The organism is Streptosporangium sandarakinum (genome assembly GCF_050942225.1).
In the GTDB taxonomy this organism is placed as follows: domain Bacteria; phylum Actinomycetota; class Actinomycetes; order Streptosporangiales; family Streptosporangiaceae; genus Streptosporangium; species Streptosporangium nondiastaticum.
The window spans coordinates 3,554,481-3,575,112 of the sequence record NZ_CP192034.1 but is presented as its reverse complement, the minus strand read 5'-3'; the positions used below and the strand labels follow the sequence as shown (position 1 = coordinate 3,575,112).

Here is a 20,632-nt window from a genome sequence, read left to right as displayed (position 1 = left end):
AGAGCGGACACCGGGCGGCGCGACCTGAAGAGCGGGCACCGGGCGGCGCGACCCGAAGACTGGAATTCGCTGGAATTCCCAGGAGACTGGTGGAACTCCTGTTACGCTCCGTGCCGTGAGTGAATCATTGGACGCGTTGGAACGGCGGATCGCCGACCTTCGCGCCGAGGTCCGCCGCGCGGTCAAGGCCAGGGAGCACTCCCTGGCCCGGTCGCTGCGCGGTGAGCTGCGCCGGATGGAGCACGAGTGGGACCGGGCCGTCGGCGCCGAGGAGCTCCCGGCCCCCGAGCCGGAGGCGCCGCTGCTCCCCATCCGGGAGCAGGTGCACCAGGCCCTGGCCCTGCTGGGCGTGCCCGCCGCCCCCAAGCTGATCGTCGCGGTCAACGACGCGTTCTTCTCCCGCGCGCTGCGCGGCTCCCAGTTCACCAGCCTGCGGCGGGACGAGGAGCGCTCGTTCCGGAGCGACCCGTATGCGCGGCCGTACTACCTGTGCGCGGCGCTGACCGACCGCCTCTCCCCCGCCCGCGGGCTGCTCGCGGTCAGCACGTGGGCGCCGGAGCTGCGGGTGCTGGGGCCGCTGAGCCCGCGCGTCGACTTCCTGACCTCCGCGGTGCGCGTCGCCGAGCACCTGGCCCGGCTGCCCGAGCCGCCACCCGGCGCGGTGCGGCTGCTGACGCGGATGGCGCAGAACATCCCCGGCGCGGCCGAGGGCTTCGCCCCGGCCGACCCGGTGACCGCGATCCGCGCCGCGCGGGCCGAGCTGGAGGTGCACCGGGCGGCCGACGCGGCGCAGCGGGCAGAGGTCGCGGCGCGGGCGGGCAGGCGCCTGCCGGACGTGGAGCGCCTGTTCGGCGCCGCCACGCTGGGCGCGCTGAAGGAGGCGGCCTGTTGAGGGGCAGGCTGGACGAGCTGCGCGGGCCGGTGCCGCCCCGCGCCCACGACGCCAGGGCCATCTCGGCGCTGGCCGCGAACCCCGGCTGCGCCCGCCGGGCGGTGCTGGACGCCGCCGGGGTGGACAAGGACCTCACGGCGCGGCACGTCGGTTTCCCGGCCCCGTTCGGCCAGTCCCAGTTCGCGATCACCCGCGGGAACGTCTTCGAGGCGCTGGTGAAGGAGAACGGCTGCGCCGAACTGCTGCGGCTGCTGCGCGAGCTGCTCGGGCTGCCGATCGCGCAGGTGGGCTACCAGGACGTGGAGAGCGTCGGCTCCCACCTGCGCCACTCCCACACGCGCGCCCTGATCGACCGGGCGGCGCGTGAGGGCGACGACGCGGCGGTCTTCTACGACCATCCGCTGCTCAGCCTCCGCATCGCCGGTCAGACCTCCTATCTGGAGCCCGACGTGGTGGCCTTCCAGGTGGGGGGCCGCTTCCACATCGTGGAGATCAAGTCGTTCGCGGTGATCGACGGCCAGGCCGAGCCGGAGAAGGTCGCGGCGGCGGCCCGGCAGGCCGCCGTGTACGTGCTGGCGCTGCGCGCGCTGCTGGCCGATCTCGGGCACGACCCGGAGCGGGTGTCACACGACGTGGTGCTGGTGTGCCCGGAGAACTTCGCCAACCGGCCGGTCGCGACGCTGGTGGACGTGCGCAGGCAGCTCGCGGTGCTCCGGCGGCAGCTCGACCGGATGACCCGGGTGGACCACCTCGTCGAGGAGCTGCCCCCGGGGATCACCTTCGACCTGGCACCCGACGCGGAGGGGACGCCGACCCGGCCGGCGCGGGAGGTGGCCGACGCGCTGCGCCAGGTCCCGGCCCGGTACGCGCCGGACTGCCTGTCCACGTGCGACATGTGCATGTTCTGCCGTGACGAGGCCCGTTGCGGCGGCTCCACCGACCAGCTCGGCCGCCAGGTGCGCGACCAGCTCGGCGGGGTCTCGGGCGTGGCCGAGGCGCTCGCCCTGGCCGAGGGCGCCGCGGAGCCCGCCGAGGGGCAGGAGGAGATCGCCCAGCTGCTCCGCCTGGCCCACCGCCTGCGTGAGGAGAGCCTCGGATGAGCACGCTGACGGCGCTGGCCCGCCTCAAAGCCGTCCGCGACGGGACCGCGCAGCGGATCACCACGGTCCGCCACTGTCACCTGGCCCCGCGCCCCATGGTGTTCGTGCCGCTCCAGCTCGCCGGGGAGGCCCTCGCCCCGCTGGCCGCCATGGTCGGCACCGACCCGGACCATCCTCGGCTGCTGGTGGTGCCCCAGCCGCGCAACCGCGACCTGCGGTTCGCCTTCGCCGCGGAGCTGGCCGAGGTGCTGCTGCCGTACGTCGAGGGGTTCGCCAAGACCACCGAGACGGTGGAGCGCAAGAGCGGCGACCCGTACGAGCGGTGCCTGGACGCGCCGCAGATCCTGGTGCCGAACCGCTCGGCGGCGGCCTTCACCGGGCTGCTGGGCCGCTCCACCCGGTTCCGCCGGGCCGACGGCCCCTACCCGGTGCACCCGTCGGTGCCGCTGCTCGGTCGGTGGCTGACGTACTTCGCCGACCGGTCGCGGCGGCCGGGGTCGTGCCTGATGACGGCGATGACGGAGGCGTTGTCGGCGCACTGGGCGACCGGGCAGAGCGCCCTGGAGGACGCCAACCTGGCGGCGCTGGTGGGGTGGATCGACCCGCCCGCCGGGATGGACGGCAGGCGGGCCGCCGAGGAGGCCGAGGACCCGCTGCTGTGGCCGCCCGCCGGTCCGGCCACCGACCCGGGGTTCGACAACGAGGTGCTCGGCCCGGCCGTCCGCGCCTACGAGGAGGCGCCGACCGCGCGGGCGGTGGAGCGCGTCGCCCAGGCGCTGCGCACCCAGCTGGAGCCGACCTGGCGGCTGATGTGGCGGGCGGTGGAGCTTCTGCGCGCCCTGCCGGAGGGCTCGCGGGTGGCCGGTCGCTGGGAGACCGACCGGGGGTCGTTCACCCGGTTCCTCGAACTGATCGCCGAGGGCGGGCCTCCGCAGGCGCGCCGGGACGGCGCGGTCGGCGCCGCGGCGCGGCTGGCGGCCCTGGAGCGGGCGCGGGCGAGCTACGACGTGCAGCGCGCCTACGACGACCCGCTGGTGATGGCCGAGTACCGCCTGACCGGTGAGGCGTTCACCGGGACGGTCGTCTCCGCCGATCCGGAGAACACCGAGGGCGAGGGCCGCTCGCGCAAGCTGCGCCCGCTGGTCACGGTCCGCACCGCCGACCCGGCGCGGCTGACGCCCGGCGCCGTGCTCGGCAGCCCCGACCGGCGCGGCCACGCCGCCGAGGTCGTGGAGGTCGACGGCGACGAGATCACGCTGAAGGTGACCAAGGGAATGGGCCGCGGGAAGGTGGCCGCCCCCGGGGCGGTGCCCGAGCCGGGCGAGCGGGTCACCTACACCACGCTGACCGACGACTTCCAGTCCTCGGCGGCGCTGCCGGAGCCCGAGCGGACGCCGTGGACCCACGGCGGCCCGCCGGAGGAGTACGTGCCCGATGACGACGACGCGCGGGAGGAATGGTCGTGAACGTTCACCGGGGGACGCCGGGGGCGCGCCGCACGGGGGTGCTCGGGGTGGTGCCGGAGGCGCGCCCCGAGGCGTTGCCGTACGGCCCGGCCGGGACGCGCGGCGCGGTTCCCGTCGTGTCGCCGCAGCGGGAGGCGGCGGCCGTGGTCGAGGCGGTGCTGGCCGACCTGCCGCGTCACCGGGGCGTGGTGGTCGACTCCCCGCCCGGGGCGGGCAAGTCGACGCTGGTGGTCCGGGCGGCCGGGCACATCGCGGAGACCGGCGAGCCGCTGATGATCGTCGCGCAGACCAACGAACAGGTCGACGACCTGGTGGACCGGCTGGCGACCGAGCACCCGGACCTGACGATCGGCCGGTTGTCGGCGAGCGGCTACGTCACGCCCGGCCGCGTCCTGGGCCACCCCAACGTGTCGGTGGCGGGCAAGCTGCCCGACCTGGGGGATCCGGCGGTGGTGGTGGCCACGGCGGACAAGTGGGCCTGGATCGGCGACCGCACCTGGCCGTGGGCGATCGTGGACGAGGCGTACCAGATGCGCTCGGACAAGCTGCTGCGCATCGCCTCGCTGTTCGAGCGGGCGTTGTTCGTGGGCGACCCGGGGCAGCTCGACCCGTTCTCGATCGTGGACGGCGACCGCTGGGCGGGGCTGTCGTGGGACCCGGTGCAGAGCGCGGTCTCGGTGCTGCTGCGGCACAACCCCGACCTGCCGGTGCACCGGCTGCCGGTGTCCTGGCGGCTGCCCGCCTCGGCGGCGCCGGTGGTGTCGGAGGCGTTCTACCCGTTCACCGGGTTCCGCGCCGGGACCGGTGACGCCGACCGGGCGCTGGAGCTGACCGTGAACGGCATGCGCACCTCCTACGACCGGGCGCTGGAGGAGGCGGCGGCCTCGGGGTGGGCGCTGTACGAGCTGCCGAGCCGCCACACGGTGCGCACCGACGCCGAGGCGGTGCAGGCGGTGGCGGTGCTGGCGGTGCGGCTGCTGCAGCGGGCGCCGATGGCGCACTCGGAGCGGGGCAGCCACCGGGTCACGGCCGACCGGATCGCCATCGGCGCGGCGCACCGCGACCAGGTCGCCGCGATCCGCGCCGCCGGGGTGCCCGAGGAGATCACGGTGGACACCGCCAACCGGCTGCAGGGCCGGGAGTACGACGTGACGATCGTGCTGCACCCGCTGTCGGGCCGCCGCGACGCCACCGCGTTCCACCTGGAGTCGGGGCGGCTGTGCGTGCTGACCTCGCGGCACCGGCACGCCTGCGTGGTGGTGGCCAGGGCGGGCATCCCCGAACTGCTGGACGCCCACCCGTCGGCCGAGCCGGTGCAGCTCGGGGTGCCGGTGAAGTTCCCCGACGGGTGGGAGGCCAACCAGGCGGTGCTGGCGCACCTGGCCAAGCACCGGGTGGCCGCCGACCACTGAGGCGCCCCGGGACGGTCAGAGGGTCCGCCGCCAGACGTCGATGGCCAGTACCTGGCGCATGCCCACCGACAGGTACAGGTCCAGGGCGGGGGTGACGTTGCCCGCGTCCACGTGGAGGTAGGTGCCGATCCGGCCGCGCCGTACGTCGTCGGCGAAGGCGGCGCGCAGCATGAACCGGCCCAGGCCGCGCCCCCGGAAGGCGGGCAGTACGGCGAGCCGGCGGACATAGCCGCAGTTCTCGTCGCCGGCGAAGGCGTCGGTGCCCAGGAGCATCGCCACCGGCTCGCCGTCGAGCCGGGCGACGGCGAGTTGCGCCCAGTCGATGCTGGCGGAGGAGCCGAGCTCGGCGTGCCACTCGTCGTAGTCCTTGGGGGCGAACCCGAAGTGCCGGGCGAATGCGGCCTGCTCGACGGCGTGGGCCTGGCGGCGTACCTCCTCGGTGGCGCCCCGGTGGACCGTCACGCCGGGCGGCGGCTCCGGCGGGGTGAGGGACGGGCCGTGGTCGGCCCGGAGCCGGATGAAGCTGGTGGTGTGGGCGAAGCCGCGGGCGGTGGCGAGGGCGCGCTTACCGCTGTCCTCGCGGTACATGGCGATGTCGGTCACGGCGCGGTCGTGGCCGAGGCCGGTGGCGATGCGGCGGGCGCGGTCGAGGACGGTGTCCCACAGGCGGCCGGTCAGCTCGGGGGCCGCGGGGTGGACGACCACGTCGATCTCCACGGCGCCGCCGTCGCCCCTGCGGCAGGCCCAGGCCCAGGCGACCAGGCGCCCGGAGGGGTCGTGGACGAGCCAGCCGTCGGCGCCCGGATCGAAGGAGGGGTCGTTCAGCTGGTCGGCGACGTCGTCCAGGGTCATGTCGGCCTTGCCGATCACCTGGGTGTCGCACAGGGAGATCAGTTCGTGGACGGCCCCGGCGTCGCCGGCCGTGGGCCGCCGGGTGGTGTACCCGGCGGCCGTGACGGCCGGCACGGTGGCGTGGCCGGGCTCGTGGACGGGGGGCGCTTCGATGGTGTCTTCCATGTCCCCGAGTGTGTCCGGCCCGACTTGCCTCCCGCTGGGCCGCGGCTTGGCGGCCGCCCCGGTCCCTACTCCAGGACGGGGGCCGGGGTCTTGGTCTCCTCGGCCGGGCCGCCCTGTTCGGGGGCGCCGCGCAGCGGGATCTCCTTGACGAAGACGGCCAGCACCGGCACCAGGACCGCGAAGAAGATCGCCCACCAGAAGACGCCGGCGATCGAGGAGGCCAGCGAGTCCAGGAAGCCGACCCGCACCTGGGCCGGGAGGTGGGCCAGGGTGGCGGCGTCGGCCCGGCCGCCGCCGCCGGCGAGCTCGGCGCCGGCGGGGCCGAGCTTCTGGGTCAGGCTGTCGGACAGGTGGCGGTTGAAGATGGCGCCGAACAGGGAGACGCCGAACGAGCCGCCGATGGACCGGAAGAAGGTCGCCGCGCTGCTGGAGACGCCCAGGTCCTTCTGCTCCACGCTGTTCTGGGCGATCAGCATGGTGGTCTGCATCAGGAAGCCCATGCCGAGGCCGAGCACCGCGATGAACACGCCGGTCTGCCAGGTGGGGGTCTTCGCGTCCATCAGGGAGAGCAGCCACATCGCGAACGCCATGATCACGCCGCCGATGACCGGGTAGATCTTGTACTTGCCGGTCTTGGTGATGGCCTGGCCGACGAACAGCGAGATCACCATGGACGAGGCCATCATCGGCAGCAGGAGCAGGCCGGAGTTGGTGGCCGTGGCGCCCTGGACCGTCTGCTGGAACAGCGGCAGGAAGGTGATGGCGCCGAACATCGCGAAGCCGAGCAGGAAGCCGATCAGCGAGATGAGCGTGAAGTTGCGGTTGCGGAACAGCTGGAGCGGCATGATCGGCTCGGCGGCGCGGAGCTCCACCGGGATGAACAGCACCAGGGTCACCAGGGCCGTCGCGGCCAGGCCGATGATCTGCGGCGAGTTCCAGGCGTAGTCGTTGCCGCCCCAGGTGGTGATGAGGACCAGCGCGGTGATGCCGATGGACAGCAGGATCGCGCCGAGCCAGTCGATGCGGTGCTCGGTGCGCAGCTTGGGCAGCTTCAGCGTGACCATCAGCAGCGCCAGGGCGACGAACCCGACGGGCAGGTTGACGTAGAAGGCCCAGCGCCAGTCGAGGTGGTCGGTGATGAAGCCGCCGACGAGCGGTCCGGCGATCATGGCCAGGGACATGACGCCGGCCATGATGCCCTGGTACTGGCCGCGCTCACGCGGCGGGACGAGGTCTCCGACGATGGCCATGGCGTTGACCATGAGGCCGCCGCCGCCGAGGCCCTGGAGCGCGCGGAAGGCGATGAGCTGCGCCATGCCGTCCTCGGGGCCGCCCAGCAGGTCGGATCCGGCCATGCCGCACAGCACCGAGCCGACCATGAAGATGACGATGGAGGCGATGAAGATGTTCTTCCTGCCGTACAGGTCGCCGATCTTCCCCCAGATGGGGGTCGAGACGGTCGTACCGAGGACGTAGGCGGTGACCACCCACGACAGGTGCGACAGGCCCCCCAGTTCCCCCACGATGCGGGGCATCGCCGTACCGACGATCATGTTGTCGAGCATCGCGAGGATGATGGCGAGCATCAGCCCCGGTAAGACGACCATCACCTCGCGCCGTCGCCCTGGCGCGACCGCGGTCTCCGTCATTTCTCCCGCCCCCTAAAGATCTTGCTTACTTGCCGTCCGGCTAGTGTCAGATATGATGGGAATGTAGGACGATCACTTACCGGCCGTCAAGTCAATTCCGCCGCAAAGGGAACCATGAGCGAACACGCCGACACCCGCACGCGCATCCAGGAGACCGCCCTCCGGCTCTTCACCGAGCAGGGCTACGAGGCCACCTCTCTCCGGGAGATAGCGGAGGCCCTCGGCGTGACCAAGGCGGCACTCTACTACCACTTCAAGAGCAAGGAAGAGATCATCACCAGCCTCGTGGAGGACCGGATCCGCACGCTGGAGGAGCTGATCGCCTGGGCCGGGAGGCAGCCCCGCACCGAGGAGAGCCGCCGTGAGCTGGTCCGCCGCTACTCCGCGGACCTGCACCGGGGCAAGCACCGGGAGGTCATGCGTTTCTTCGAGCGCAACCAGACCTCGCTCAAGGGCCACCCGGTCATGCAGCAGATGCACGAGCGGATGTTCAGCCTGTTCGACTTCCTCATCGAGCCCGGTGATCCGCCCAGGGCCCGGCTGAAGAGCGCGATGGCGCTGTTCGCCCTGCACGCGGCCTGGTTCGTCCTGCGGGACGAGACGCTCACCGACGACGAGCGCCGGACGGCGGCGCTGGATGTCGCCCTCGACCTCGTCCGGCGGTGAGCCCGGCGCGGTGAGCCCGCGCCGGACCCGCCGCCGAGCCCGCCGCCCGCGCGCCTCCGAGCGCCTCCGCGTGCCCGTCATCGCCCCGCCGCGGCTCGCATGGATGCCCATGACCGGGGCATGGGCCCCTTGAAGCCCAAGAAAGCACGTCAAAGGGGGGCATCATGCTCAACAACAAGACGATCGCGTTCCTCGTCGCCCCGGAGGGCATCGAGCAGGTCGAGCTCACCGAGCCGTGGAGGGCGGTCGAGCAGGCGGGCGGCACGCCCAAGCTGATCTCCACCGAGGCGGGCGAGGTCCAGGCGTTCAACCACCTCGACAAGGCCGACAGGTTCCCGGTCGACGGGACGACCGGCGACGTCCGGGCCGCCGACTTCGACGGGCTGGTGCTGCCGGGCGGCGTCGCCAACCCCGACTTCCTGCGGACGGTTCCGGAGGCCGTACGGTTCGTCAAGGAGTTCTTCGAGTCGGGCAAGCCGGTGGCGGCGATCTGCCACGCGCCCTGGACGATGATCGAGGCCGACGTGGTACGGGGCCGGACGCTCACCTCCTGGCCCAGCCTCCAGACGGACCTGCGCAACGCGGGGGCCACCTGGGAGGACAAGGAGGTCGTCGTGTGCACCGGGGGACCCAACACCCTGGTCACCAGCCGCAAGCCCGACGACCTCAAGGCCTTCTGCCAGGCCGCGATGGACGCCTTCTCCGCCTGACCGTCCCGGTCCTCCGGCCAGGCAGGGGGCGGCGGGCCGCGCCCGGAGCGGCCCGCCGCCCCTTTCCGGTTAAGACCGCAGGGTGAGGGCAGGGCACTGGAGAGCCATCTGTTGAAGGAGGAACTGTGGAGGCCACGATCTCGCTGCGCCTGCCGCGTGACGCCGCGAGCGTCCCGGTGATCAGGCAGCTTCTGAACGCCTCGCTCGGCGCCCTGGGAGTGGAGCCGCAGATCCGGGACGACATCCAGCTCATGCTCTCGGAGGCGTGCTCCAACGTCATCCAGCACGCCGAGCCGAGCGACGACTACATGGTGAGCACCGAACTGATCCGCGACAGGTGCGTCATCAAGGTGGTGGACGCGGGCAACGGTTTCGACTCCTCCATGGCGCGCGCCCCCTCCCCCACCTCCGAGCACGGCCGCGGGCTGCTCATCATGCAGGCGCTGGCCGACGACGTCAGGTTCGTCAACCGGCCCGAGCGGGGGTCGATCGTCTGCCTGGAGAAGAACCTGCGGTTCGTGGACGACGCCCCCGGGCGCTCACTCCTGCTCGACGAGGAGCTTGAGCTCGGATAGGGAGTCCCGGAGGTAGTCGGTGACCAGCCAGACGTCGGGGACCATCTCCCGGCAGGCGATCACGCCGACGTCGAGTGAGCCGTCGTAGGAGAAGACGGTGATGTTCAGGCCGCCGCTCACGTCGGTGATCACCGACACGGGATGGTAGGCGAGCAGCCGGACGCCGCTCACGTACAGCGGCAACTGCGGGCCGGGGACGTTGGAGATCATCACGTTGATCGGGCCCGCGGTACCGGCCAGCAGATTGAAGGCCGCGCGGGCGGCCAGACCGGTCAGCGCCGAGGGCATCATGTCGCTGACCTCCTGGATCCAGCGGGCCGGGGCGAGCGACGCGCGGCCCTTGATCAGGGACATCGCGTCGTGCACGGCCATCAGCCGCTCCACCGGGTCGGCGACCTGCGTGGCGAGCGTGGTGATCATCAGGGTGACCTGGTTGCCGGCGCCGTCGCCCTCGGGGACCCGCAGCGAGAACGGCACCCCGGCCACCAGCGGCTGCTCCGGCAGCGCGTCGTGCTTGATCAGCCACTGCCGCAGCGCCCCGGCGCAGACGGCCATCACCACGTCGTTCACCGTGACGCCGAAGGCGTTCTTGACCTGCTTGACGTCCGCCAGCGGCAGGGCGGTGAAGGCGAACCTGCGGTGCGCGGTGATCCGCCCGCTGAACGGCGTGCGGGGGGCGGTGAGGCGGGGCATGACCGGGGTCTCGGGCTCCCCGGACAGGCGGCGGGCCAGGTCGCGGGTGACACGGGAGATAGGCCGGGCCCCCGGCAGCTGGGACAGCACGGGGATCTCGTCGAGGTGCGGGACCGCGTTGACGAGGAACCGCACGGTGTTCGCCGGGTTGAGGACGACGCCCGCCACCCCCCTGGCGATCATCTCCGCGGTGTCGACGCCGCCGTCCGGCGCCGGCTCGGGCACCGACGGGACCTCGGTGGGATCGGGTGAGGTGTCCAGGAGCGCGGCGAGGACGTCGGCGCCGGTGACGCCGTCGATCGCGGCGTGGTGGACCTTCATGTACAGGGCCGTCCGGCCGCCCGCCAGGCCGTGGATCAGGTACATCTCCCACAGCGGACGGCCGCGGTCCAGCGGGCGGGCGTGCAGCCGCGCGACCTGGTCGCCGAGCTGCTCGTCGCCGCCCGGCGCGGGCAGCGCGATCTCACGCACGTGGTAGTCGAGGTCGACCCGGGTGTCGTCGGCCCAGTAGGGACGGTCCAGGCCCAGCGGCACCGTGACGAGCCTGCGCCGGAACGGCGGGGCGAGGTGGAGCCGCCGGGCGAGCAGGGAGAGCAGGCCGGCGCGGGTCAGCCCGCCCTCCAGGATGGCCAGGCCGGCGATGTTCGCGACGTTCGTCGGCGTCTCGAAGTTCAGGAACTGCGCGTCCACCGGGTTGAGCTGCCGCATCTCCTACCTCCCTGGTCCCCTGTCACCATCCTGCTCCCATACGGTCGCCAGGGCCAGCACCGCGAGGCCGGTGAGCAGGACCACCGAGACGAGCAGGAGCGCCAGCCAGACGAGCGCGAAGACGACCACGAGGGTGACGAAGTCGCTGATCAACTGCAGCACCCGCGGAACCGTGCCCGGATCCGCCCGCGCCACACCGCGACGCGGCGGGTGAACCGGGGTGGGAGAGGGAGTTCTCACCCGGAGGTTCCATGTCCGGGCCCGCGGCGCGGCCGGTGCGATCGGTGCCGCCGGTGCGGCCGGTACGGTCACCTCTCGGTGATCAGGAAAATTAATATTATTGACCGATATACCTGAAAAGAAGCGCGAATATCGGAAGAATCTATGCCGAGGGACGGCGGCCCTCGGTGCCGGCCGTACCGACCGCCGTTTCGCCGAGCCGTCCCTCGCGGTCCTCCCGGAAGGCCGCGGCACGCCGCCGCGGCCGTCCCACGATCCCGGACCGGCCCGCTCGACCCCCTGGGGCTCGTCCCCTGGCGGGCCGGTCCGTCCTCCTCTCACGGCGCCGCGGATCGCGAACGGCCCTCCGGCCGCATCGGCGGGGTCCGCACCCTGGGTCCGGCTCCCCCGCGCGGCGCCGTGGTCAGCCGATCCAGACGGCCTTGAGGTTGCAGAACTCGCGGATGCCGTGCGCGGACAGCTCCCGGCCGTACCCGGAGTTCTTGACGCCGCCGAAGGGCAGCTCCGGGTAGGAGGTGACCATGCCGTTGACGAAGACCGCCCCGGCCGCGAGGTCGGTGACGAAGCGCTCCTGCTCGGCGGGGTCGGTGGTCCAGGCGTTGGCGCCGAGGCCGAAGTCGGTCACGTTGGCCAGCTCGATCGCCTCGTCGACGTCGGCGACCCGGTACAGCGCCGCCACCGGGCCGAACACCTCCTCGGAGAACATCCGCATCTCCGGGGTGACGCCGGCGACCACCGTCGGCTGGTAGAACCAGCCCGGCCGGTCGGGGATGTAGCCCCCGCACAGCACCCGCGCCCCGCGCCCGACCGCGTCGGCCACCAGCATCTCCACGTCGTCACGGCCCTGCTCGGTGGCGAGCGGTCCCACGTCGGTCCCCTCCTCCATCGGGTCGCCGACCCGCAGGGCCTCCATCCGCGCCACGAAGCGCTCGGCGAAGGCGTCGTGGACGTCGGCGTGCACGACGAACCGCTTGGCGGCGATGCAGGACTGGCCGTTGTTCTGCACCCGCGAGGTGATCGCGGTGGACACGGCGGCGTCGAGGTCGGCGGAGGGCATCACGACGTAGGGGTCGGAGCCGCCCAGTTCCAGGACGGTCTTCTTTATCTCCCCGCCGGCGACGGAGGCGACCGACCGGCCGGCCGGCTCGGAGCCGGTCAGGGTCGCCGCCGCCACCCGCCGGTCCCGCAGCACCCGCTCTACCTGGTCGGAGCCGATCAGCAGGGTCTGGAAGCAGCCCCGGGGAAAGCCCGCCCTGGCGAACAGCTCCCCGAGGTAGAGGGCGGTCTGCGGCACGTTCGAGGCGTGCTTGAGCAGCCCCACGTTGCCCGCCATCAGCGCGGGCGCGGCGAAGCGGATCGCCTGCCACAGGGGGAAGTTCCACGGCATCACCGCCAGGACCGGCCCGAGCGGCTGGTAGCGCGAGTACGCCCGCCGCGCCCCCACGGCCGGGGCGTCCGCCGGCTCGTCGGCCAGGAACTCCTCGGCGTGCTCGGCGTAGTAGCGCATCCCCTTGACGCACTTGGCCACCTCGGCGCGGGCGGCGGCCAGCGTCTTGCCCATCTCGGTGGTCATGAGCCGGGCCACGTCCTCCTGCTCGGACGAAAGGAGGTCGGCGGCGGCGCGCATCCACTCGGACCGCTGCTTGAAACCGGTCGTCCGGTAGGTGGCGAACTCGGTGGCGGCGAGCGCGAGGCGTTCCTCCACCTCCTCGTCGCCGAGCGGCTCGAAGGTCTTCAGGGTCTCGCCCGTGGCCGGGTTGATCGTCGCGATCGGCATCGGTGCCTCCTTCTCGGCCGCCGCCGTCCCGGGCGACGCCGGACGGTCGGCACCGGTGGGCAGGGAACTGGACAGGGAAGACCTATCCGCTCAGGACCGTGGGAAACGGGACGGCCTGGCCGGGGCCCGGCGATGTTTGGGAGCGCCGTAACGGGTACGGCCCCTCTCGTGACATCCCCGTTCCGAATGACCCGCGGCATCGCGCCGCGTTTTCCCTGACCGAGACGGACGTCTCGTGGATCTTCACACTGGAGGATGCAGATGAGCGCCGAACGTGGCAGCGCCAAGCACGGTCCGCAGATGGACGAGTACCAGAAGCACGAGAGCGAGGGCGCGATCCGCGGTGGCGGCCCCACCCACGCGGAGGAGTGGGCCGACCCGGAGGGCATCAGGGCCTCCGACGACGACGCCGCGCCCAGGAGCTACCCACCGGGGCATGAGCCCGGCGCCGCCGAGGGGATCAGCGCCGAGGGCGTGGACCGGCGCAGCGACATGGCGCGGTGGCTGACCGACGCCGAGTGGCCGGCCGACCGCGACGAGCTGCTGGCGCACGCCGACGCCAAGGCGGTCCCCGACGGCGTGGTCGCCGTGCTGCGGACCCTGCCCGCCGGGGAGAGGTTCCGCAACATCGGCGACGTGGCCAGGGCCGCCGGTCTGGGCGGCGAGGAGCACCGCTTCTAGACGGCGGCCCGCCGACCGCCCCGCGGACGGCCCGCGCCCGGTGGCCATCTCGTCGCGGCCGGTGGACGCGGGCCGCCCGCGTGTCCGGGGGCACGGCCGGAGACCGGGTTCCGTTCCGCGGACCGTCCCGCCCGCCGCGGTCGGTCAGGCGGAGACCCGCGGAACGGAACCCGGATCAGCGGCGTGCCCCGGAGGAGCGCAGCAGCCTGGTCACGAACGTGACCACCACGGCCACCAGGCCGATGATCAGCGCCCACTTGACCAGTCCGACGAGGAAGCCCAGGATCGAGCCGAGCAGGAAGAAGGCGAGCACCACGGCCGCCACGATCAGGAGGATTCGTCCCATGGCCACCACGCTACGCCGGGGCACCGGCCCGTGGCGGGTCCGGACGCCGATGTCAGGGGCGAGCCAGGGTTTTCCCTCACCTCGCGATCCGTGATCCGGGACGCTCCCCCTGAGACCCGGGCCCGTGCCCCGCGTACGGCGACCGCCGCGGAGCCTCCCGACTCCCCTGCCCCGGGACGGAGCGGGGCACGGGGAGCGGGAAACGGGGGTACGAGGAGCGGGCGGGGCATCAGGACCGGGTGAGGGCGAAGGCGACGGCGAGGGCCCCTGCGGCGCCGAGCACGACGGCCACGGCCGGGGACGGCCCGGCGGGCAGGGCGACCAGCGCGGTGAGGGCCGCGCAGACGGCGGCCGACGCGGCCAGCACTCCCCCGGTACGGCCAGCCCAGGCGGTCAGCAGCGGCACCGGGAGCCGGGCGCGCACCGGCACGTGGGCCGCCAGGGCGGCCATGGCGTGGTGGACGTACAGCAGCGACCCGATGGCCAGGGCCGTGAGCGGCGACGGGTCGTGGCCGTAGGCGACGGTGGTCACCAGCCAGGCCCCGACCGTCGTGACCTCCAGCGCGAGCACCCACACCCCCTCCGGCTCGGCGGCGGCCAGCAGGCCCAGCAGGGCGGCGAACAGCGGCATCATGGCCCCGGCACGGTAGTCCGGCGGCATCGCCGCGAGCAGCGCCGCCGTCCCGCAGGCCCAGACCAGGAACCGCCAGACCAGGGAGGGCAGCGCGACCTTCGCCGTCCGGGACGGCGCGCCCGTCGCCGCCCGGTGGCCCGGACCTCCCTCCGCCCGGCGATCCGGACCTCCCTCCGCCCGGCGGTCCGGGCCTCCGGAGCGCGGTTCCGCCCCTCCGGGGTCCGCCCGCCCGGGTCCGGGACGCCCGGCGGGGCGCGGACCGCTCATCGGCGCGCCGCCGCGATCCGGGCGACGTCCCGCAGGACCGCGTCCAGGCTTTCCGCGCCGTGCCATGCCTCGACCGGGACCCCGGCCTCGCTCAGCCGCCCGACGGTGTTCTCCCGTTCCAGGCGCCAGAGGCGTTCGGCGACGTCCGACCACTCGCCCGTGGCCCGGCGGCGCAGCCCGGGCGGCAGGGTGTCCACCGCGACCAGGGGGCGGCGGGCGCGGGCCAGCGCGGCCAGGGCGGCGGCGCTGCGGGGGTCCAGGAGCGGGGTCAGCATGACGACCAGGGCGTTCGGCGGCAGCCCGGCCACCGGCAGCCGGTCGCCGGACGTCTCCCGCCCCTCGGGCATGGGCCTGGTCTCGGCCAGCCAGGCGAGCTGGGCCAGGTGATGGCGTCGCCCGGTGCCGGGACGCAGCCGCCGCATCCAGGGCCCGAACTCCATCAGCCAGACCCGGTCGCCCTGCCGGACGTGGTGTTCGGCGATCGCGGCGGCGGCCCGGACCGCGGTGTCCAGCACGCTCGGCACGCCGTGCTCCTCGCCGCCCGCCTCCTGCAGGACGTCCAGCAGCAGCACGATCTCGGCGTCGCGCTCCGGCAGGGTGGCGCCGACGTACGGCTCGCCGGTCCGCAGGGTCGTCCGCCAGTCGATGCGGCGCGGCCGGTCACCGGGCCCGTAGGGGCGCACCCCGGCCAGTTCCCCGCCCTCGCCGAAGCGGTGGGAGCGGTGCACTCCCGACATCCCGCCGGGGCGGGGCACCGGGGCGCGCGAGGTGAACGGTCCGGCCAGCGGCAGGACCCGCACGCCGGTCGCGGGCAGGGTCAGCGGGGGGAACGCCAGCAGGCCGTCGCAGGCGACCACGCGGACCCGCACCGGCCCCAGCGGGTGGACGCCCCAGCGGCGTGCCGTACCGGTGATCTCCACCGTGTCGGGCGGCACCGCGACGTGGTGGCCCGCCGCCAGGTCCAGCGCGGGAGAGGCGGTGGGGCTGACCACGCACAGCGTCGCGCCGCCGGCCTCCACCGCGACCGCGGCCTCGACGGCGTCGCCCTCGACGGCGTCGAGGGCGACGCCGCCGGTGACGTCGGTGCCGGACAGACGCAGGACGGCGCGCGGCGCGTCCCCGGGCGGGTGCGCAGCGTCCAGACGGTGCCCAGCGCGAACGGCACGGCCATGGCCAGCAGATCCGGCCGGCCGAGCCCGACCGCGAGCAGGCACAGGCCGCAGCCGAACACGGCGGCGCGGCGCAGCGCGGCGGTGGGCGCCCAGCCGGCGGCCGATCCGCCCGGACCCGCCGGTACGGGGGCCGGCCGCGCGGCGGCCGAAGCGGTGCCGGCCTGCGCGGGAGCCGGTCCGGGCACCGGGGTGGCGGCCCGTTCGGGGGTCCTGCGACGCGAGCGCATCACGTGCCGCCGGTGTGGGCGGGCAGTTGCTCCGACAACGGGGCCGGGGTGCGGGCGCAGATCTCCTCGATGACCGAGACGGGGTCGACGCGGCGCAGCCAGGTCTCCGGGCGCAGCCCGATCCGGTGGGACAACGCGGCCGGGGCGACGCGCTTGACGTCCTCGGGGACCACGTAGTCGCGGCCGTCGAGCACCGCGCGGGCGCGGGCGGTCAGCAGCAGGGCGAGCGAGCCGCGCGGGGAGGCGCCGACCTGGAGCTGGGGGTGTTCCCGGGTCGCGGCGACCAGCGCGACCATGTAGCGGCCCACCGAGTCCTCCACGGCGACGTCCTCCAGCGCCCGCTGCATCTCGCCGAGCGTCGCGGCGTCCACCACGGGCTCCAGCACGGTCTCCTCCCTGCGGCGGGCCATCCGCCGCCCCAGCATCGTCCACTCCTCCTCCGGGGAGGGGTAGCCGAAGGACACCCGCAGCAGGAACCGGTCGAGCTGGGCCTCCGGCAGCGGGTAGGTGCCCTCGTACTCGATCGGGTTGGCGGTGGCCAGGACGTGGAACGGCGCCCGCAGCGGGTGGGTGACGCCCTCGACGCTGACCTGGCGCTCCTGCATGGCCTCCAGCAGCGCCGCCTGGGTCTTGGGCGGGGTGCGGTTGATCTCGTCGGCCAGCAGGAGCTGGGTGAAGACCGGGCCGGGCCGGAAGACGAAGTCGCCTTCGCGCTGGTTGTACAGGAACGACCCGGTCACGTCGGCGGGCAGCAGGTCGGGGGTGAACTGCAGGCGGGTGAAATCCAGGCCGAGGGTCTGGGCGAAGCAGCGGGCGGTGAGGGTCTTGGCCAGGCCGGGGAAGTCCTCGAGCAGCACGTGGCCGCCGGCCAGGATCCCGGCGAGCACCATCTCCAGGGCGTCGCGTTTGCCGACCACGACGGTGCCGACCCTGTCGAGCACCTCGCGGGCGCGCGCGCCGACGTCGGCGAGCTCCATCTATATCTCCTCGATGCGCGTGAGCAGGCGGGCCAGCTCGGCGCGGGTAGGGACCGCCGTCACGGGGGCGGTGAGCAGTTCGTACAGGTCGGGGCCGAGGATCTCCGCGGCGCGGCCGGGACCCGCCGGGCCGTGGCGGCGGCGGAGCCGTTCGGCGGCGATCTCGGCCAGGCGCGGCTGGACCAGCGTGTGGAACCGCTGCGGGTCGTTCCGGGTGGAGGCGAGCCGGTGCTCCCACCAGCGGGCCGCGGCGAACGCCCGGTCGGACGTCTCGGGGCCGCCGGGCGCCGGGGGCGGATCGGGCGGCTCGGACGGCGGCACCGGGATCCTCCGGATGGTCATCGCGGCCAGTACGGCGGCGGCGGCCAGCACGCCGAGGTGCCACAGCAGGGCCGTCACGACGCCGGCTCCGCGGCCGGCGCGGCGGCCGGCGAGGCGGCGACCGGCACGCCGGGGTGTCGCGGCGGGGCCGTCACGACGTCAGCTCCGCGTCCACCTCGGCCAGCGCCGCCCGCGCCTCGGCGCGCAGCGAGCCGGTCACCTCGTGCGGGGCGTAGCGGGCCAGGCGATAGGCGGCGGCGAGGCGGTTCAGCGCCGGCTCGCCGACCCGGTGACCGGCCAGCAGCCGGGCGACCAGCTCGGCGGGGGTGTCGGAGGCCAGGCGCGGAGTCCCCGCGCCGGCGGCGGCGTGCTCCAGGCGCAGCCAGCAGGCGATCACCGCGCGGCGCGGGTCGCCGCCCGCGTCCAGGTCGGCCAGGCCGGCCCGGAGCGCGGCCCGGATCTCACCGTCGTCGGCTCCGGCCGCCGGTTCCTCGTGTGCCGGGGCGGCGTCGGGTGACCCGTACTCCAGGCGGGAGAGCGCCCGGAGGAAGGTGACCAGCAGGAGGGTGGCGATCGCGGCGCCGAGCACCACCACCGCCCAGAAGGGGGCGTCGCCCAGCTCGCCCTCCCCGATCAGCGGCAGCTGATCGGGGGTGAGCGGTAGCGGGCCGGTCACCCCGGCGGGCGGGTCGGGGGCGAGGGCTCGCAGGTGGAACGTGGCACCGGGCCGGATCGCGCTCGCCGCGATTCCCGCGACGAGCAGGCCCAGCGCCACCAGGACGAAGGACGCCCATCCGGGCCACCGGAACCGCCGGGACTCCGCGGCTCGCGGGGTCCCGGCGGTTCCGGTGCCTGTCATGCGCGGTCGGGTCACAAGGCGGACCGGCCACCGACGAGGGGCAGGGTCACCGAGCTCGCGCCCGGGTCGACCGAGACGACGGTTCCGGCGGGCAGGCGGAGGGTGAAGTCGCGGTCGGTGGAGATGAGCACGACGCCGATCCGGTGTCCGGCCTTGACGATGTAGTCGTTGGGCTGGAGCTTCAGGTCGAAGTCGTAGAAGCCGCCCTCACGCAGCGGCTCGGTCCGGGCAGCCGAGTGGCGGTTGCGCACGTCGAGCCATCCCCTGGTGATGATCTTGTAGGGGGCGGTCTCCGTGACGTGCCGGGCCAGGCGGGCGCAGCCGGTGTCACCGGGCACGCCCTGGCCGTAGCAGACCGGGGTGGCGTCGTAGGCGACGCGGCCGTAGGCGCGGGCATCGGTGCCGTAGTCCACGAGCAGCGCCGTCAGGTACGGCGAGCGCCCCTTGGCGTAGGCCGCCCGGACCGACACGGACGGGGTGCCGGAGATCCGGGCGTCCTTGGTCAGGGCGGGCGACAGGTAGGCCAGGCGGTTGGGGTCGATAACGGTGACGTTCTCGGCGAGCTGCTCGGCGGTGCGGGCGTTCTGGTCGGTGAACGACTCGATCGCGTGGCCGCGCCGCCCCTCGGCGCCCAGGGCGCCGTTGCCGCCGTCCTCCCCGGCCTTCCCGGCGGACAGGCGCAGCGTCACGTCGCGGGTGCCGGGCAGCGGCCAGGAGGCGTACCGGCCCCACTGGCCCGGACCGGACTCCACGTCGGCCTGTGGCTCGTCCATGATGCCGTTGCGCAGGCCGTACAGGTTGAAGTCGAACCAGCGGTGCAGCTGGCGCAGCCACTCGGCGTTGCGGTCGGCGAAGGAGAAGGGGTTGAAGTGGGCCCCCTGGTGCAGCCAGATCTTGCGCGGCACGTCCCGCTTGGCCAGGGCGTCCCACCACTGCACCGCCTGGGAGGTCTTGACGTTCCAGTCGTTGAGGCCGTGGACGAGGAAGACGCTGGCGCGGACCCTGTTCACGTCGCGGAGGTAGTCGCGGGCGGCCCAGAAGGCGGTGTAGTCGCCGGTGACGCGGTCCTGGTCGCGCTCGATCGCGTCCATCAGCCTGCCGCACGCCTCCTGGCCGTTCTCACGGGTGAGGACGTAGCGGGCGAGCACGTCGGCGTCCTCGCCCTGGAAGCCGCCGGGGGCGACCACGCCGCCGCCGGAGCGGTAGTAGTCGTACCAGGACGAGATCCCGGCGATCGGCACGATCGTCTTGAGGCCCTTGACGCCGGTGGCGGCCACGGCGTTGGGCAGGGTGCCGTTGTAGGAGACGCCGATCATGCCGACGTTCCCGGTGGACCAGGTCGCCCTGATCTCGTTGCCGTCGGCGTCGAAGCCGCGGGCGCGGCCGTTGAGCCAGTCGATGGCGGCCTTGGGGCCGGCGGTCTCGTTGGCCAGGCCGGTCGTCGGGCAGCCGGTCGCGCGACCCGAGCCGAGGTTCTCCACCAGCGCGACGGCGTAGCCGCGGGGGACGAAGTAGTTGTCGTAGTAACCCGGGAAGGGCGGCTGGTCGGCGCGGGCGACGCCCTGCTGCTCGTCGAGGCCGAACATCTCGTCGCGCAGCTCGTTGAACTTGTTGCGCCGGTAGTCCATGCCCGCCGGGTCGGAGCGGTCGAGGTCGACGACGTGGTTGGGCACGTCGTTGCCGCCGGCGTAGTAGGGGCTGGCCTCCATGATGACCGGGACCCTCAGCCCGGACTCGGTCTCCTTGGGCCGCATGATGTCGACGGCGACCCGGTCGAGCCGGCCGTCCGCGTCACTGTCCGTACCCGCGACCTCGACGAACACGGTCTGGGTCACGGCGTCGGCGCGTGAGTACACCGGCTGGGTCTCGTTGTTCTGGATCGGCGCGGTCGCGGATCGCGCGGCCGCCGCGGGCAGCGCGCCGGAGGGTACGGCCACCGCCAGGGCGATCAGAGCTGTCTTCCATCTGCGCATCGCGGGAGACTCCGGGGGGTCGGGGAATCAACGACTCCGGTCAATCTCCTGCGAAACAATCTTCTTCTGCAATATCGGGCGGATAACGAATCAAGCGCTCACCTCATTGGACAGGTGGCGACGCTCCACACGGAACACGGAACACGGAACACGGAACGCCTAGCGCGGAACGCGGCGCGGCGGCTCCGGCGGGCGGCCCGGAACCGGAGCGGCGCCGCTCGGGCCCCGGCGGTCAGTGCGGCGGAACCGGCCGGCCGGGCCCCTGCGGTC

20 protein-coding genes are annotated in these 20,632 nt (G+C 73.8%); 8 read left to right on the top strand and 12 right to left on the bottom strand.

Annotation, left to right across the window (positions count from 1 at the left end; translation table 11 throughout):
• Positions 1–115 precede the first annotated feature (115 nt).
• From ACQP10_RS16410 to ACQP10_RS16395, 4 genes are read left to right on the top strand one after another with little or no spacing between them, the layout of a single operon-like run.
• Complete coding sequence (locus ACQP10_RS16410; RefSeq protein ID WP_346019852.1) at positions 116–892, top strand: hypothetical protein; 777 nt, start codon at positions 116–118, stop codon at positions 890–892.
• On the top strand, positions 889–1,992 hold the full coding sequence (locus tag ACQP10_RS16405) for a hypothetical protein (RefSeq protein WP_346019853.1): 1,104 nt from the start codon (positions 889–891) through the stop codon (positions 1,990–1,992). The genes ACQP10_RS16410 and ACQP10_RS16405 overlap by 4 nt, the downstream gene beginning before the upstream one ends.
• On the top strand, positions 1,989–3,458 hold the full coding sequence (locus ACQP10_RS16400) for a hypothetical protein (protein WP_346019854.1): 1,470 nt from the start codon (positions 1,989–1,991) through the stop codon (positions 3,456–3,458). Before ACQP10_RS16405 ends, ACQP10_RS16400 begins: the two co-directional genes overlap by 4 nt.
• Positions 3,455–4,870, top strand: a complete 1,416-nt coding sequence (locus ACQP10_RS16395) for an AAA family ATPase (protein WP_346019855.1) — start codon at positions 3,455–3,457, stop codon at positions 4,868–4,870. Before ACQP10_RS16400 ends, ACQP10_RS16395 begins: the two co-directional genes overlap by 4 nt.
• 15 nt (positions 4,871–4,885) lie before the next feature.
• Here the strand turns inward: ACQP10_RS16395 and ACQP10_RS16390 are convergent, their stop codons facing one another.
• Together ACQP10_RS16390 and ACQP10_RS16385 are read right to left on the bottom strand one after the other, a co-directional pair.
• Positions 4,886–5,887: a GNAT family N-acetyltransferase gene (locus ACQP10_RS16390; protein ID WP_433541660.1), complete on the bottom strand. Its 1,002-nt coding sequence runs from the start codon at positions 5,885–5,887 to the stop codon at positions 4,886–4,888.
• A gap of 65 nt (positions 5,888–5,952) precedes the next feature.
• A complete protein-coding gene (locus tag ACQP10_RS16385; protein WP_433541659.1) occupies positions 5,953–7,494 on the bottom strand; it encodes an MDR family MFS transporter in 1,542 nt (513 codons plus the stop codon).
• 156 nt (positions 7,495–7,650) lie between these two features.
• Here ACQP10_RS16385 and ACQP10_RS16380 point away from each other — a divergent pair, with 156 nt between their 5' ends.
• From ACQP10_RS16380 to ACQP10_RS16370, 3 genes are all read left to right on the top strand, one after another.
• On the top strand, positions 7,651–8,202 hold the full coding sequence (locus ACQP10_RS16380; protein ID WP_346019858.1) for a TetR/AcrR family transcriptional regulator: 552 nt from the start codon (positions 7,651–7,653) through the stop codon (positions 8,200–8,202).
• 164 nt (positions 8,203–8,366) lie between these two features.
• A complete protein-coding gene (locus ACQP10_RS16375) occupies positions 8,367–8,912 on the top strand; it encodes a type 1 glutamine amidotransferase domain-containing protein (RefSeq protein WP_433541658.1) in 546 nt (181 codons plus the stop codon).
• A gap of 125 nt (positions 8,913–9,037) precedes the next feature.
• Positions 9,038–9,487, top strand: a complete 450-nt coding sequence (locus tag ACQP10_RS16370) for an ATP-binding protein (protein ID WP_346019860.1) — start codon at positions 9,038–9,040, stop codon at positions 9,485–9,487.
• Here ACQP10_RS16370 and ACQP10_RS16365 read toward each other — a convergent pair.
• The 3 genes from ACQP10_RS16365 to ACQP10_RS16355 form a co-directional block, all read right to left on the bottom strand.
• Positions 9,452–10,888, bottom strand: coding sequence for a WS/DGAT/MGAT family O-acyltransferase (locus ACQP10_RS16365; protein WP_389995839.1), 1,437 nt, complete (start codon positions 10,886–10,888; stop codon positions 9,452–9,454). The two genes, ACQP10_RS16370 and ACQP10_RS16365, sit on opposite strands and share 36 nt — an antisense overlap.
• A 3-nt stretch (positions 10,889–10,891) precedes the next feature.
• Positions 10,892–11,050: a hypothetical protein gene (locus ACQP10_RS16360; RefSeq protein WP_179817708.1), complete on the bottom strand. Its 159-nt coding sequence runs from the start codon at positions 11,048–11,050 to the stop codon at positions 10,892–10,894.
• Between the two features lie 481 nt (positions 11,051–11,531).
• Entirely contained in the window at positions 11,532–12,905 is a 1,374-nt protein-coding gene (locus ACQP10_RS16355) for an NADP-dependent succinic semialdehyde dehydrogenase (protein WP_346019862.1), read from the bottom strand.
• 261 nt (positions 12,906–13,166) lie between these two features.
• On the opposite strand from ACQP10_RS16355, the gene ACQP10_RS16350 reads away from it, so the two are divergent.
• Entirely contained in the window at positions 13,167–13,586 is a 420-nt protein-coding gene (locus tag ACQP10_RS16350; protein ID WP_433541657.1) for a DUF2795 domain-containing protein, read from the top strand.
• A gap of 175 nt (positions 13,587–13,761) precedes the next feature.
• Here ACQP10_RS16350 and ACQP10_RS16345 read toward each other — a convergent pair whose 3' ends face one another.
• From ACQP10_RS16345 to ACQP10_RS16315, 7 genes are all read right to left on the bottom strand, one after another.
• Complete coding sequence (locus tag ACQP10_RS16345) at positions 13,762–13,932, bottom strand: hypothetical protein (RefSeq protein ID WP_179817711.1); 171 nt, start codon at positions 13,930–13,932, stop codon at positions 13,762–13,764.
• 229 nt (positions 13,933–14,161) lie between these two features.
• The gene (locus tag ACQP10_RS16340; RefSeq protein WP_346019864.1) at positions 14,162–14,833 is read right to left on the bottom strand and encodes a hypothetical protein; all 672 of its coding nucleotides are present in this window, start codon (positions 14,831–14,833) and stop codon (positions 14,162–14,164) included.
• A complete protein-coding gene (locus ACQP10_RS16335; protein WP_433541656.1) occupies positions 14,830–16,047 on the bottom strand; it encodes a DUF58 domain-containing protein in 1,218 nt (405 codons plus the stop codon). Before ACQP10_RS16335 ends, ACQP10_RS16340 begins: the two co-directional genes overlap by 4 nt.
• 184 nt (positions 16,048–16,231) lie before the next feature.
• Positions 16,232–17,209 carry an AAA family ATPase gene (locus tag ACQP10_RS16330; RefSeq protein ID WP_346019865.1) on the bottom strand — a complete coding sequence of 326 codons (978 nt, stop codon included), beginning with the start codon at positions 17,207–17,209 and terminating at the stop codon, positions 16,232–16,234.
• Positions 17,210–17,608 (bottom strand): hypothetical protein, encoded by a 399-nt coding sequence (locus tag ACQP10_RS16325; RefSeq protein WP_433541655.1) that lies wholly within the window; start codon positions 17,606–17,608, stop codon positions 17,210–17,212.
• A gap of 73 nt (positions 17,609–17,681) precedes the next feature.
• Entirely contained in the window at positions 17,682–18,389 is a 708-nt protein-coding gene (locus ACQP10_RS16320) for a DUF4129 domain-containing protein (RefSeq protein WP_433541654.1), read from the bottom strand.
• An 11-nt stretch (positions 18,390–18,400) separates the two neighbouring features.
• Positions 18,401–20,362, bottom strand: a complete 1,962-nt coding sequence (locus tag ACQP10_RS16315) for a Xaa-Pro dipeptidyl-peptidase (protein ID WP_433541653.1) — start codon at positions 20,360–20,362, stop codon at positions 18,401–18,403.
• Between the last annotated feature and the right edge of the window lie 270 nt (positions 20,363–20,632).

Coding starts and splice junctions, on each gene's coding strand:
- ACQP10_RS16400 (WP_346019854.1), top strand. CDS start 1,989: ATGAGCACGCTGACGGCGCTGGCCCGCCTCAAAGCCGTCCGCGACGGG.
- ACQP10_RS16390 (WP_433541660.1), bottom strand. CDS start 5,887: ATGGAAGACACCATCGAAGCGCCCCCCGTCCACGAGCCCGGCCACGCC.
- ACQP10_RS16385 (WP_433541659.1), bottom strand. CDS start 7,494: ATGGTCGTCTTACCGGGGCTGATGCTCGCCATCATCCTCGCGATGCTC.
- ACQP10_RS16380 (WP_346019858.1), top strand. CDS start 7,651: ATGAGCGAACACGCCGACACCCGCACGCGCATCCAGGAGACCGCCCTC.
- ACQP10_RS16375 (WP_433541658.1), top strand. CDS start 8,367: ATGCTCAACAACAAGACGATCGCGTTCCTCGTCGCCCCGGAGGGCATC.
- ACQP10_RS16365 (WP_389995839.1), bottom strand. CDS start 10,888: ATGCGGCAGCTCAACCCGGTGGACGCGCAGTTCCTGAACTTCGAGACG.
- ACQP10_RS16355 (WP_346019862.1), bottom strand. CDS start 12,905: ATGCCGATCGCGACGATCAACCCGGCCACGGGCGAGACCCTGAAGACC.
- ACQP10_RS16350 (WP_433541657.1), top strand. CDS start 13,167: ATGAGCGCCGAACGTGGCAGCGCCAAGCACGGTCCGCAGATGGACGAG.
- ACQP10_RS16345 (WP_179817711.1), bottom strand. CDS start 13,932: ATGGGACGAATCCTCCTGATCGTGGCGGCCGTGGTGCTCGCCTTCTTC.
- ACQP10_RS16340 (WP_346019864.1), bottom strand. CDS start 14,833: ATGAGCGGTCCGCGCCCCGCCGGGCGTCCCGGACCCGGGCGGGCGGAC.
- ACQP10_RS16330 (WP_346019865.1), bottom strand. CDS start 17,209: ATGGAGCTCGCCGACGTCGGCGCGCGCGCCCGCGAGGTGCTCGACAGG.
- ACQP10_RS16320 (WP_433541654.1), bottom strand. CDS start 18,389: ATGACAGGCACCGGAACCGCCGGGACCCCGCGAGCCGCGGAGTCCCGG.
- ACQP10_RS16315 (WP_433541653.1), bottom strand. CDS start 20,362: ATGCGCAGATGGAAGACAGCTCTGATCGCCCTGGCGGTGGCCGTACCC.